Genomic DNA, 13750 nt, shown 5'->3' with positions numbered 1-13750 from the left:
CTCACCCTTTTTCAGAATGATTTAGCAATTTTTGCCTTAACGTTTTCTACCGCCTGGTAATAAGCAGTGGTCACATTTGGGTAGCTTGGTGGCTCATCCCATGGGCCCCCTGGCTGTACTCTTTCGTTAATACTCAAATACTGAAGATATGCGTTGGTATTAAGATCTACAGAATAGAGCAGACCTGCAAGGTGACCTTTAGGGTCGCCATTTGGGACGTAATCACTAAAGCTGCGGTAGGCTCCGTGGCTCCATAGTTGAACCACCACAAGTACATCAATATCTAGCTCACTTTTAACGTCCCTTAAGTCTTTATCTGCAAATCCCAGTTGGTCATCGAAATCTTTAAAATCGTCCAGAGGGGTAGAAAGCTGAACCAGCTTCACATTTGCAAAACGGGATGAGTATTGAGAGTGAACCAGGTCTTTAATCGCGTCCAGTTCATCAGTCGAGATAGTGCTTTCAAGATGCGAATCTAACCCACTGGTTAATGCAGAAGCGAATGCGTAGCATAAAAGGCAGTTTGCGCCCCAAATGTGAGTCGTCGCCTTATCTTCAGGGGCTTCATAGTAAATACCTATTTTAATGTCATCTCGAGACAAAACATCGGTATTTAAAGAGACCTCAGGTTGTGGGGGTGACATGGCACAACCCGATAGAAACAAGATAGAAAAAATTCCAACTACATACTTGATTTTATTACGAAAACTTTTCATTTTCTTTCCTTGAAAGTTTACTGGAAAATATTTAATTATTAATTCATTTTTCATGAGAGATTTATCACCTGACCACCCTCTATGGCCTTAGCCAGCATCACCTATAGCACTTCAGTTTTACAGGCCCACTGAGCGGGTACCTGAAGTGTCTAAGGGTTTTTCTGAAACGGCATTTAATGCTTTCTGCCACTGGCTGCGGCTGAGTTGCGGGTCTTGCACATTGATTTCAGCGGGATGACAAACAAAGTCCCCGATCATATCCATCATGACCAGGTGCCTTTAAAACTAAATAGATAAGGTGCAGACGCTTTCGAGCGACGAACTACGAGCCACGAACAACAGCGATTAAAAGAGGTATCCATATTACATCCATTTCAGTAAGACGCTGTGCGTCTCATTCCCCGGGTCTTCATGACCAACTGCATGATTACTGTCGCAATCTGGTAACGAACTGATACGTTACTTCCCGAATGTACCCCGTGGCAGCCTTCGACTCAACCCCTGTCATGAAGAAAATCCACAAAAACTATGGTCTTTTACTTCTACTGGCATCGAACGGCTGACAAGTCCCGTAGCAACACCCGAGCTTAAGCCATTGAATCCAAAGGATATGCCAGTACACCTCCCACAAAAACAACAAAGCACGGGCTGATTATTGAAGCATATCCGGGCAACCTCTCTGAATTTCACATCTAGCAAACGACGCAGTCGCATCTAGCAACTCTCGCGCCTGTCGCAAGCGCGGACGTTCCCCATCGCGACGGGACGTCGCTCCTACAAATACAACCCATATCCGATTAAACCCCGCAGGCTTTTGCTTTTCCTGACTTCAGACAAGTCACATAGTGACCTTCGGACCTCGGCTCTTATCTAGCACTCGCCACTCGCAGGGAACGCAGTTTCCGTTCTAGCCACTCTCGCGTTATTTTCGAGCCCTAGCTACTCTGCTCAGTAGTCTTTTGGGTGTTTGGTTTCCGTATACAGATGACATAGGTATTCGATACGGTATCGTGCCAGCCACGGCCGGTTTTACCGAGAAATGAAAACGGTTCGAATGGAACTATCCGGAGAAAGGTTCTGCCCAGAATCTGGGCGAAACTTGGTGGAAGTCCTTTCTCGTTCACTATCCGGGTGCCTGTGATCAGTTTACCAATAGTGATACCGAAGACTCCTTCAAAAACCAGGTAGTACAGTATGAGAACAAATATCCCAAACAGGTAATCAGGTATCGACTCAATATAAGCCATACCGGCATCACCAAAAAGCAACATTCCAACGATTCCAATTAAGAAACCTAAGACGAGCTGGAACAGGATAATATCAATCAGGTAATTTAAAAATCGCCGCATTTTGCTGGCGGCAACGGGGACGCTTTCTTCTGCTGCGACTGTCAGCTCTGACTGAGGTGCCGTATAGGGGTTTTGTACTTCTTCCATAATACATCCTTGTAAAATATATACTTTTGAACAATGTACACTTGACGAAATAGATCCTCAACCCAATAGCTTAATCACTTCCCCAAAAGCCATAGGCTTTCGCTGTTGTTTTGTTTTCCCGGACATCGGGCCTCAGACAAGTCACGCAGTGACGTCTAGCCACTCTCTCCCATTGCTTTATAAAGGCACTCAATTCAAAATAACCTTCTAAATTAATTCAGATATTCATAGTTGGCCGATGCCCTCCATCCAGTTCACATCTCAACATGCCACCCCTGATGCCCTGCTACTGATGTTTCACGGTGTCGGTGCCAGCCCTGAATCACTGCAGCCATTGGCTGAATATATTAACCACGCTTACCCTGATCTGGAGATTCGCATTCCTGCCGGATTTGCCCCTTCGACTATCTCGCCACGGGGGTTTCAGTGGTTTGATGTGATCGGCGTAACCGAAGAGAACCGGCCAGCACGCGTGCAGCAGGTCATGCCGGCATTTGATCAGCTGATCCGGCAACAGGCAGAGTCGGCTGGCGTGCCACTGGAGAAGGTGGTGTTACTGGGCTTTTCGCAGGGCACGATTATGTCGCTGGAGTGGCTGAAACAGAGTCATGATGCGGTCGCCGGTATTATCGCTATCGCCGGACGTTTTGCAGAACTGCCGCAAACAGCCCCGGGCTGCACGACTCCGGTCTGCCTGATTCATGGTGAGACCGATCAGGTCATCGACTCCGACTATGCGCAACAGAACCAGCAGCGTTTATCCGAACTCGGGATACCTTGTGAACTGAACCTGCTACCAGACACCCCGCACAGCATCACCCCAACGATGTACCCGCTGATTACCGACTTCATTCAAAAGGTTATCTAACGACCCCTGTATTACTTTTCCTGACATCCGGCTTCTGCTCTTTCTGGCAAGTGACGTTTCCCATCGCGACGGGACGTCGCTCCTACAAAAGCAACAGCGCACAGCTGATAACCGGAGCCTTCCCGAGCTACTGCTCTTCCCTGGCAAGCGACGCAGTTGCGTCTAGCCACCAGCAGGAAGCACAGCTTCCGTTCTGGCCACTATCCAGCCTCTTGCGAGCCCGGATGATTTGCCATCGCGACGGGACGTCGCTCCCACAAAAGCAACAGTGCACAGCAGATAACCGGAGCATTCCCGGCCCTCCGCTCTTTCTGGCAAGCGACGCAGTCGCGTCTAACCACTAGCAAGTCACGCAGTGACGTCTAGCCACTCTCGCGCTTTCTGCGAGTTATCCGGACCGTTTTATATTTTTCCGTTTCAGGATTCCCCCCCTGTGGCTTTTAGCCTACACTGAGATTTATGAAGCACGCAGTAAGCATCTCCTCATCCAGTTCAAAGCTGCTCCCGTATCAACGGTGGTTAGTAGTATTGCTTTTGCTGCTTCTGGTCGCGCTGCAACCCCGCATACTCCCCTTTGAGCTGCTGACTAAACAGCTATTCTCTATTATCGAAAGCAATGTTTCAGAGCAGTTACTTTCTGATTCTATTGACGGTGGTGATGACCAGCCCTGCAATATAACCCTTTATCTCACGGCCAGTCTGGCCCTGAAACCTTTCGACTTTGAAGTAAACCATACTGATCAGTCGTGCCCTTCCAGTCTACGCTGGAGAACCCCATCAACCCGGGCGCCGCCCGCTTTTAGCTAATATCCCTCATTTTTTATATACCTGATGACAGGTCTTTTTCTAAGACAGGATTATGCTATGAATAACTATAACGAACTGAAAACTATCCTACTGGATGCCTCCGATCATATCGCCCGTCCAGGGGAGTTACACGAATACACGCTCAAAACACCGGCCATCGAAGTAGTGACCGACTTTGAGAAGGTTCAGCCACTGATGATGGAGCAGGATGTCTCCATCGATGAAGCCCGCCAGATGATGCGCAAGGTCCATGTGCGTTCGGTACTGGTGATCGATAAGGATGAAAACTTTCGCGGCCTGCTGACCATTGCCGATCTTGAAAGCCGCGCGGCAATGAGTATTGCAACCTCCGCCGGCCTCAAACGTCACGATATCTCGATCAGAGAGGTGATGACGCCCCGTGACAAATTGCACGCCATTCCCCTCTCTGAGATCACCCATGCCAGCATTGGTGACCTGTTGCGCACATTACAACATGCCGGCACTCCGCATATGCTGGTCGTCGATCCGCAGAATCACGAAATCCGTGGGGTAATCTCCGCCAGTGATATCGCCCGCCGCCTGAAGGTGCCGGTAGAAATTTCCAAACGGGCATCCAATTTCCGGGAAGTGGTCGATGTGCTGTTTTCCGGCAAGGATACTTGATAAAAGCAGGGGCCAGATCGTCGCTACGTGACTTGCCAGACGCGGCTTCGCCGCTTGCTAGTGGCTAGATAGAAAAAACATAAAGCAGGAAGAAACACCCGGTGCGGTAAACCGGAACAATAGAGAAGACACAGAAGACTCGGTTTGAAGGGGCTATTGTTCGGGGTGATGTCCGGGCAGTAGTATAACGGGTCGGGATCTGCACTTAAGTGAATGACTCGTTTATCAAAGCCCGGTCTCCGGGCTTTTTATTCGACACAGTACTGTCATGCCTATTTCAATGGCAGGTAGATATCGGTCAGCAGATCACACTCATCGACTTCATGGATAAAGTTCAGATACTGGAAAAAGCAGGGATAGTCCCGCAGCTCTTCGCCGCTACCGGGCAACCAGTTACGGTATAGATAATAGATACACTCATCAATTTTATCGTGACTGCCGCGGTGATGAATCACGGCGCAACGCCCCCCCGGAATCACTCCGGACTTCACGCCATAAGCATTCGCCGGAACCTCCCCGTCAAACGAGCCACACACATCGAAACGGAACGCTTCCGGCACGCAGGTATTTGGGTCATTGTAGGGAACACCAAAGGTTTTACTGGTGTTAACCGGAGACAGACCGGTCGCTTTACGCCAGGCGACAAACCGCCCCACCGTTTCCAGCACCTGCTCACGGGGACCTTTATGTTCAACCCGTGCAACCGGTGTTTCGACAAAATTTACAATCTCAACATTCATTTTCAGCACGCCTCCTGCAGGCATATCAAACTGGAATTTAGAGTGCCATTCGGGCCACTCAGGTGATGCCCTGAAGCTGCGGGGAGATTGTCCAAAGGTTCGCTTAAATGCCCGGGAAAATGCTTCCGGGCTGTCAAACCCTGCTTCATACGCGATATCGATGATCCGCAATTCCTGTTCAAACACTAACCGGAATGAGGCCCGTTTTAAGCGCATCAGCTGAATAAACCGAACCACGCTGACGCCGGTAAACGCAGAAAACAGTCGATGAAAGTGATACTTCGACAATGCCGCGACACCGCTCAGTTGCTCTATCGACAGCTCTGCATCCAGATTCTGATTGATATAATCACAGACCAGCGTCATTCGCGGATATTGCTTTACAGCGCTTTGTGCATTCATCGCCTCTCCTTCGGGATAACTTCTTCGAGACAGCTTCTTCGAGACAGCTGCTTCAGTGCAGAAGTATATTCGCATTCAGGAGGCGATGGATCTTGATCGGGGTTGCTGTATTAAAAAAAACGGGGCTTGGCCGGTGCTTCAACAACGTAAAAAGCCCGGCAACGATGCCGGGCTTTGTTAGTCTTACGCTGATCCCGATTAAGCCTCAGCTGTTGTCAGTTTTGCTCCCAGCTGTCCTGACGCGAACCCGAACAAAGTCCCTACGATAATTGAAACCGATATCAGCAACAGTGGGTTACTCAGGTTAGCCGCCAGCAACACGTCATTACTGAGGGTGCCCGACGTCTGTAACAGATACGCAAAGGTCGGCGCATAGCCAAAGACACTCGCGGGAATGGTTGCCAATGCCGGAATATTGGCCGCCAGACACAGAATCAGTACCGTTGCAGCAACCACGATGCCTGCCCACAATGGCAATCCCAGCGACTCGGCCATCGGCAGATTAATAATAATGAGTGCTGCCGCCCACGCCAGAAAAACACCAAAAATACCGCAGACAATCGTATTCTTCATCGCATCCGCCGTGCCACCGACAGCGAAGAAAGCGCCCCAGGCCACAAACACCGCCCAGATAAGAAAAATACCATTCAGAGGACCGATCGCCAGATACGTGGCTAATCCACCCAGAAGGCTAATACTGATCGATAAAGCCGTAAGATTCTTCATTAAACACTCCAGATTATTTTAATTTTCAGAGTTACACCGCTGATTAATATCCACGATGTAATGAGTTGGAGGCTTAATCCTAGCCCTCTGATGAGATATTAAAATTGCACTAGAGGCTCAAAAAACAAGACTTTAATGTTAGTCACGGGGATCATAGTACAGCGTGTAAACCTGAGGTTTTTTGTCCCATCACAAAGTATAAGAGCCGTGGCTAGACGTCGCTGCGTGACTTGCTAGTGGTTAGACGCGACTGCGTTCTTTGCGAGCCCGCCCTAGCCACTCTCGCCCTTTGTGCGAGCCACTCCCTGCGGCCAGCTGCAAACAACCCTGTTCCGACCACGGTGTTTCGCCTCATATAACATCTTGTCGGCGGTGGCGAAAAGAGATATATGATCAAGCTTCTCGGTGGGCACCATAGAGGCAACGCCAGCGCTGATGGTTAACACGGTTCCAACATTCGAAGCGGGATGGGCGATAGAGAGTTCGAAAATCTCCCGGCGGCAACGTTCAGCAATATCAAGGGTGGCTTTGCGGCTGGTATCCGGCAATAACAGGGCAAACTCCTCTCCGCCATAGCGGGCGATAAGGTCTGTCGAACGGGTGACCACTTTCTGCAGGGCTTCAGCGACCCTTTGCAGACTTTCATCACCGCGAAGATGGCCAAAATGGTCGTTATACTCCTTAAACATATCGATATCGATAACGATCAGCGAAAGGGGTGAACCGTTGCGCATCGCATGCCCCCACTCCCGCGCCAGCGTCTGATCATAAAGACGCCAGTTGGCAACACCGGTGAGGGCATCCTGAAAAGAGAGCTCTTCCAGCCTTTTGTTAACCCGTTGCAACTCATCTTCCATCGCCTTGCGCTTGGATAGATCGAAGATAAATCCAATCAGCGATGTGGTAATCCCCTCTTCCTGAATAACATGGATAACATCCCGTACCCAGACGTACTCGCCATTCGCAGTCAGTGCCCGGTAATCGATTTCGTGATCAAAGCCTTTATCGCTTAAGGTGATACAATTGCTGGCTGACAGTTCCCGCTCATCCTCATGGATGCGGTCTATCCAGTCCTGCGCTGTCGCCCAGCTCTCCTGAGACCAGCCCAACAACTGCTCAATCTGCGGGCCAATATACTCAAACGCCTTGGTTTCCCAATTCATCTTCCATGGGATTGCCTGAGTCGATTCAAGTAGCGTTTTGTATATGCCTTCCTCAACTTCATCGATCACGTTATCACGCTCCTTGAAACCTCAGAAAACAGGTCAGTCCAACTCCGAAAAACAATTAATATAAAGTGATTGCTAAAGCAGTCAGCACTCAATATAGCTCACTCAGGCCAATCAGGTACGACCCCCAGCGCCATATTCAGACTATTTTTGTTATAGAGCAGTACGGTATCAGCGCCGGCCAGCGCTGAATCGGCAACGGTCAGACCGTATTCACCCACCAGCGTGCCATCACCATGAATCGTGCCTGAAGGGGTAATAAGAGCATAGCCAAAGGGGATTCTGAACGCCGTGAAGTGATACGCGCCCTCCGCCTGTTTGCCAATCACGATATAACCGCCACAGGTCTCAAAAAGCGGAATATGTACATGAGGAAAATCATGGGTTTCAACAAAAATACCGCCACCGCCATATTTCTGCATGAGGAAGTCTTTCTTATAATCTTTGCCATAATCGTAGCGCATCATCGCCGTCTGATATTTGGCCGATGAGATCGAAAAATGCTCGCCGGTCCCGACCAGTGAAAGACCATAATACTTAACGTTTGCCCGGGTCGCTGTCACCGTTGGAATCTCAAAACCATCGGGAACCAGCAGTGTCCCCATACAACCAAAACTGTTGGCGCTACCACCATATACAACCTCAATACCCGCTTCCAGCGCTTCCTGGGCGGTATACCAACGTGCATTCACTACCACATGAGGTGTGTCCGGTGACATGGGCGCGATTGTCTGTGGTGAGGCAATATCCATCACCCAGTTGGTGACACCCTTTTCAACAAAGGCGATCTCCCCCTCGGTGCTCATAACAACCTTACTGGTATCCGGTTCGCCATCTTTCACCGCATAGCGTGTTAGCTCTACGCTTTGCACGATGGTTTCTTCCAGCAGACTTTTATCCTGTTGACTCATATATAATCATCTCTCTATCGGGCGCATCCGCTAAAACAAACCTGCACTAAAAAAACCATCCTCAATGGTCACCGCAATGACAATCCTATTGTTGCTTCAGACGGGTTTAACCTGCAGCCTGATTTGTTTCACCATCGGTTGTTTTAATTGGCCAGCTACAGGCAAAGCGGTTGCGTCCGTTACGTTTCGCCTGATACAACATCCGGTCAGCGGTTGAAAACAGCTCTGTAGAATCATCGCCCGGTTGCGGTTCCAGACTGGCAACTCCGGCGCTGATGGTCAGCAACGGCCCGGTACTCGACGCCGGATGCGGCAAGGCAAGTTCAAGAATACAGCGACGGCAACGTTCGGCAATATCACGGGCGGCCTCCCTGGCGGTATCGGGCAGCAACAAGACAAACTCTTCTCCACCATAACGGGCAAAGAAGTCGGTTGAGCGTACCGCAACACTCTGTAACGCTTCTGCCACCTGTCTAAGGCATTCATCTCCCTGAATATGTCCACACTGGTCGTTGTAGTCTTTAAAGTGATCGATATCGATAACGATCAGGGAGAGGGAGCTACCGGAGCGCAGTGCCCGTGCCCACTCGCTTGCCAGTGTCTGGTCATAGAGGCGACGATTGGGAACCCCGGTCAGACCATCCAGATAGGAGAGCGCTTCCAGCTTTTTATTCGCTCGCTGCAACTCCTCCTCCAGCGCCTTGCGCTCGGAGATATCAAACATAAAACCGACCAGCTCAGTCGTCACATCATTTTTGCGAATCACATGGACGACATCACGCACCCAGACATAACGACCATCAGCGGTCAGCGCCCGGTAATCGGCTTCATGATCGGTGCCTTTTTCGCACAGGTTGATACAGTATTGCGCCGTCTGATCCCGCTCATCCATATGAATACGATCGATCCAGTCCTGAGCTGACACCCAACTGTCCTGACTCCAACCCAACAGCTGCTCAATCTGTGGGCCGATATACTCAAACGCTTTGGTCTCCCAGTTTATCTTCCAGGGGATAGCATTGGTCGACTCAAGCAACGTCTTATATACATCATCTTCTTGATTGATCACGTCTTCTGACTCCATGAAACGTCTGCATCCAAGGGGCGACTAGGCGACCCCGATTGAGACATGAAACGTTAAGTACAACGAATTTAATCTCTCGAATATAGCGCACTTCTACCAGAAAAAGGCTATTCAGTCGCCAAAGTGAGGGCTGAATAAATATTAACCGACTATTATTTCAATGCGACGTCCTAACATCCGCCGGGCATTCAAACGTGCTCTGCGCCAGAGTTGAGTCAACAAACAGCAACAATACTTCTGCTGCTGCTCTATTCAACGCAGCTATGCTATGCTCCGCGTCCATTCAAATTAAAAACTCCCCCTTGACGGAGCACAACAGTGGACTACGATTTCACCCACGATATATACGGTGCATTCCGGGCTGAATTTTCCATGGGCCATGAGGCACTGGGCTATTGGCTGACCTATGAGTTGAGAAGCCGTCAGACGGTGATCTCTGAGCTGCTGACTATCATCTCAGAACTGCAAAACCGTCAGCGGATGGACTATCTGATGGAAGGATCGGAATACAACCTGCTGCTTAGCCGGGATGAAGCCGTCGTGCGGGCCCACGCCCTTGATTCTGAATTTGAAGAGGAACAACCGGACGATAATCTGGTGTTTTATGATCAGGAGTCAACCGCGAGCTGTGGCCTGGATGACTTTATCGAAATTCTTGAAGGCTGGCAGCAGTTTACTTCCACGCTGTAAGCGCTATGACGGTTTTGGTTAACTATCATTTACTGTTTTAAAGTATTATGTCTCACGGCTTAGCACTCGCGAAAAACGGCTTATAGGGCTATTCTCAAGGCTTAGTTTTCGCGTACAGACTTATCGGCATGTAACACGAACAGCCCATTCTGGTCACTTTTCAACCAGAACAGTCTTGTTTTATCAAAAAAAGGGCCTGAATATATAAGCGTCCAATAAAAATAACACAAGAAACTATATACATTTAAGAGGGATCTGAATGTTGTCATTTTTTCACAGATTGATTTTAGCTGTTTTGCTGACAACCCTGAGCGGCCTCGCCGCTGCCGACGGTAATCAGGTAGAGCTTTATACGGTTAATTTCCCCCCCTATACGATTATTGACCCGCAAAACAATATTCGCGGGATTGATGTTGAGGTGGTCACTGCGGCGCTCGCCGCCGTAGGTATCGAAGCCATAATCGCCGAAGCCCCCTGGAAACGCATCCTCAAAAACATTGAGCACGGCAGAGTTGCCGGCACCCTCTCCTGCGCCAAAAATTCCATCCGAGAGACATATATGCTGTTTAGCGAGCCGATCAGTGAAAACGTCTGGGGAGCCGTAACCGCCAGGGATTTTGATACCAGCAATCTGGTTAACTTCCCCGATATCCAGGGTTATGAAGTCGTCGCCGTTGCCGACTGGGCGCAGTCACGACAGCTTAGCCAACACAACCTTCGCCATTCAGTCATCCCCGATATAGACAGCGGCATCCGCTCGGTGTTGTACCGAAATATTGATCTGTTTTATAACGGCAAACTGCCAACGCTATATCATGCCCGAAATCTGGGTCTGCGGGACAAGATTGCCTTCCACCAATTTGAAGATATTGAGAGTACCCCCTTACACCTTTGTCTCAGTAAACTCTACCCTGACAGTCAGACACTGCTGGAACAGTTCAACACCGGACTCAACAAAATTAAACAGTCTGGAGAGTTCGATGCGATTTATAAAAAATATAACTAATCAGACGTTAAACGGGTTGGCAATATCGCGACTGCCAATGCCGGGGGTGTAATGTTGAGTTTTAAATTTATTCATCGGATCGCCTTTAAACAGGCCAGGTCCATTTTACTCATCTCCTTAATACTGGGGACTATCTCTACCGGTTGGCAGATCTATAATAATATTGATCTGGAAAAATACCGCCTCCAGCTCACTGTCAAACAGGTTACCCAGTTACATAAAGAGTCTGCCGCCCGTGCCGTCTATAATCTGGATGATGATCAGGCAGAAGAGATCACCACAACGCTGATATCCACCCCCTTTATTTACCATGCCGCTATCATCGATGACTTTGGCGACAATCTTGCCGAAAGCGTCCGTAAGCCAGTCGGACAAACATGGCTAGCCTCACTGGGGAGTCAGCTATTTAAGACCAGCAGCCACATAGAAGAACCATTAATCATTACCTCGCCTAATCAGGATGACGCCCGGCTTGTTATTGACCTGGATACAGCCTATATCGCTAATAACTATATTCGTAGCGCCATGACAAACCTTTCCGTGGGACTGATTTCAAGCCTGATCCTGGCGACTATTTTTTTACTACTCATCTATCGTTATCTGTCGCAACCCATTCTGGATATTGCCCACTGGGTCAATCAGTTGCGACAAACTGAGAGTTGCCCGCCCCAACCCTATGATAAACCCGATGAACTGGGGGACCTGGCCTCGAGCTTTGCCCGCCTTTGGGAAGAGAGAAAAGATAAAACTGATCAACTCAACGACACGATTGACCGCCTCTCCAGAAGCGAGCGCTTCTCCCGCTCTCTGATGGATAATGCCGGCGATGCGATGTTTCTGTGTCGGCCGGATAGCTCCATCGTCCGGATCAACCATCAGGCAGCTAATTCGCTCAAAAGCAATGAGCAATTCTTTATCGGCCGCTCCCTGGCTGAATTCAGCAACAACTACTCAACCGAAGCACTCCAGGCACTGTTTGCAACCATTGAACAGAAACAGGCTATCACAATGGAGGATATTCACATCAGCGTTCAGGGCGGCTCTTTCCCCGTTGAGGCCCGCTGCATCAGGATGAATCTCGATGATACAGACTATATTCTGATTCTGGCCCGGGATATATCGGTCAGAAAAGAGGCGGAAAAACAGATTTTTGAGCTGGCATTTTTTGACACCCTGACCGGACTGGCTAACCGCCGGCTGTTTATCGACCGTTTAAATACCGCGATGAAGTTCCATCAGGACAATCAGCGCTACGGGGCGGTGTTGTATATGGATCTGGATCGTTTTAAAACCATCAATGATTCGCTGGGACATGCAATCGGTGATGCGATCCTCTGTGAGGTCGCCAAGCGACTGACCCGGATACTACCAGAAAACGCCACCTGTGCCCGGTTTGGTGGGGATGAGTTTGTCGCACTGCTGCCCGATACCGGGAGTTCAGCTGAAATCTGTGCAGAGATCGCCGCCAACTGTGCCCTGCAAACCCTGGAAGAGCTGAAAATCCCGTTTGATGTGGATAACCATCAGTTGTTCTGTAGCACCAGCATCGGCATTGCCATTTTTCCAGACAGGAAACACAGCGCGGTGGATATCCTGCGGCATGCCGACACCGCGCTCTATCGTGTCAAAACATTGGGGCGTAACAGTTTTCAGTTTTTCGATCCGGAGATGCAATCCTCGGCACAGGAAAGGCTTGAAGTGGAAAAAGGGCTGCATCAGGCACTCAAGAACAATGAATTTGAGTTATGGTTTCAACCACAGGTCGACAGCCATGATCAGATACTCGGGGCCGAAGCCCTGCTGCGCTGGAGACACCCGGACACAGGCATTATTATGCCGGGAAATTTTATTCAGATAGCCGAAGAGAGTGGCCAGATTGTAGAGATTGGCAACTGGGTCTTGTTGCAGGCGTTCAAACAACTGGCAAGCTGGCGCGAACAGGGGCTGCCGGAATCATTCAAGCGCCTGGCCATTAATATCAGTCCGTTGCAGTTTATGCAGGTCGATTTTGTGGATCGCGTACTGCAAATGCTGGATCAGACTAAGATCCCGGGCCTGCTGATTGAATTAGAGATCACGGAGAACATGCTGCTGAATAACTTTGAGATTGCCGGCAACAAGATGAAACTGCTCAAAAAACGGGGGATCTCATTTGCTATCGACGACTTTGGCACCGGCTATTCATCACTCCGATACCTGCACTACCTGCCACTGGATATACTTAAGATTGATCGTTCCTTTGTCACCGGCCTGTGCCCCTCTTCGGAACTGGCAGCCATTGTCGAAGTGATCATCGCCACCGCCGACCGGCTTAACCTTACCGTTATCGCTGAAGGGGTTGAAACCCTGAGTGAAAGAAGCGCACTGATGGAGTTGGGCTGCAACTGCTTCCAGGGTTATCTGTTTTCCAAGCCCATCAATGCAACGTTGTTCTACCAGAAGCTGCAGGCCGCCAATAAAACCACAATCGCCTGAATTAACAACTGATAG

At 49.5% G+C, this 13750-nt stretch carries 13 protein-coding genes and 1 pseudogene; 6 read left to right on the top strand and 8 right to left on the bottom strand.

Going from position 1 to position 13750, the window contains the following annotated elements:
* Nucleotides 1–11 precede the first annotated feature (11 nt).
* The 3 genes from KDX31_01475 to KDX31_01465 all read right to left on the bottom strand — a co-directional run bounded on the left by KDX31_01475 (nucleotide 12) and on the right by KDX31_01465 (nucleotide 2152).
* Nucleotides 12–770 carry a hypothetical protein gene (locus tag KDX31_01475; protein UTW03738.1) on the bottom strand — a complete coding sequence of 253 codons (759 nt, stop codon included), beginning with the start codon at nucleotides 768–770 and terminating at the stop codon, nucleotides 12–14.
* Nucleotides 771–833: 63 nt separating this feature from the next.
* Nucleotides 834–983: a hypothetical protein gene (locus KDX31_01470; protein ID UTW03737.1), complete on the bottom strand. Its 150-nt coding sequence runs from the start codon at nucleotides 981–983 to the stop codon at nucleotides 834–836.
* A gap of 668 nt (nucleotides 984–1651) precedes the next feature.
* Nucleotides 1652–2152: an RDD family protein gene (locus KDX31_01465; protein UTW03736.1), complete on the bottom strand. Its 501-nt coding sequence runs from the start codon at nucleotides 2150–2152 to the stop codon at nucleotides 1652–1654.
* A gap of 238 nt (nucleotides 2153–2390) precedes the next feature.
* Between KDX31_01465 and KDX31_01460 the strand changes: the two genes are divergently transcribed.
* From KDX31_01460 to KDX31_01450, 3 genes are all read left to right on the top strand, one after another.
* Nucleotides 2391–3020, top strand: a complete 630-nt coding sequence (locus KDX31_01460; GenBank protein UTW03735.1) for a dienelactone hydrolase family protein — start codon at nucleotides 2391–2393, stop codon at nucleotides 3018–3020.
* Nucleotides 3021–3548: 528 nt separating this feature from the next.
* Nucleotides 3549–3827, top strand: coding sequence for a hypothetical protein (locus KDX31_01455; protein UTW03734.1), 279 nt, complete (start codon nucleotides 3549–3551; stop codon nucleotides 3825–3827).
* 57 nt (nucleotides 3828–3884) lie between these two features.
* Nucleotides 3885–4472 (top strand): CBS domain-containing protein, encoded by a 588-nt coding sequence (locus KDX31_01450; protein ID UTW03733.1) that lies wholly within the window; start codon nucleotides 3885–3887, stop codon nucleotides 4470–4472.
* A 272-nt stretch (nucleotides 4473–4744) separates the two neighbouring features.
* On the opposite strand, the gene KDX31_01445 is transcribed toward KDX31_01450, so the two are convergent.
* The 5 genes and pseudogenes from KDX31_01445 to KDX31_01425 all read right to left on the bottom strand — a co-directional run bounded on the left by KDX31_01445 (nucleotide 4745) and on the right by KDX31_01425 (nucleotide 9564).
* Nucleotides 4745–5614: an AraC family transcriptional regulator gene (locus KDX31_01445; protein UTW03732.1), complete on the bottom strand. Its 870-nt coding sequence runs from the start codon at nucleotides 5612–5614 to the stop codon at nucleotides 4745–4747.
* Between the two features lie 198 nt (nucleotides 5615–5812).
* Nucleotides 5813–6340 carry a DUF1097 domain-containing protein gene (locus KDX31_01440; protein ID UTW03731.1) on the bottom strand — a complete coding sequence of 176 codons (528 nt, stop codon included), beginning with the start codon at nucleotides 6338–6340 and terminating at the stop codon, nucleotides 5813–5815.
* 272 nt (nucleotides 6341–6612) lie between these two features.
* Nucleotides 6613–7560 (bottom strand): annotated as a pseudogene (locus KDX31_01435) (sensor domain-containing diguanylate cyclase).
* Between the two features lie 110 nt (nucleotides 7561–7670).
* On the bottom strand, nucleotides 7671–8480 hold the full coding sequence (locus tag KDX31_01430) for a hypothetical protein (protein UTW03730.1): 810 nt from the start codon (nucleotides 8478–8480) through the stop codon (nucleotides 7671–7673).
* A 106-nt stretch (nucleotides 8481–8586) separates the two neighbouring features.
* A complete protein-coding gene (locus KDX31_01425; GenBank protein ID UTW03729.1) occupies nucleotides 8587–9564 on the bottom strand; it encodes a sensor domain-containing diguanylate cyclase in 978 nt (325 codons plus the stop codon).
* 318 nt (nucleotides 9565–9882) lie between these two features.
* Here KDX31_01425 and KDX31_01420 point away from each other — a divergent pair, with 318 nt between their 5' ends.
* The 3 genes from KDX31_01420 (at nucleotide 9883) to KDX31_01410 (ending at nucleotide 13735) form a co-directional block, all read left to right on the top strand.
* Entirely contained in the window at nucleotides 9883–10254 is a 372-nt protein-coding gene (locus KDX31_01420) for a YacL family protein (protein UTW03728.1), read from the top strand.
* A gap of 259 nt (nucleotides 10255–10513) precedes the next feature.
* Nucleotides 10514–11260, top strand: a complete 747-nt coding sequence (locus KDX31_01415; GenBank protein UTW03727.1) for a transporter substrate-binding domain-containing protein — start codon at nucleotides 10514–10516, stop codon at nucleotides 11258–11260.
* A gap of 54 nt (nucleotides 11261–11314) precedes the next feature.
* Entirely contained in the window at nucleotides 11315–13735 is a 2421-nt protein-coding gene (locus KDX31_01410) for an EAL domain-containing protein (GenBank protein ID UTW05254.1), read from the top strand.
* The last annotated feature ends 15 nt before the right edge of the window (nucleotides 13736–13750 follow it).

This window comes from Amphritea atlantica (assembly GCA_024397875.1).
GTDB lineage: Bacteria > Pseudomonadota > Gammaproteobacteria > Pseudomonadales > Balneatricaceae > Amphritea > Amphritea atlantica_B.
This window is presented reverse-complemented; position numbering and strand designations above follow the sequence as displayed.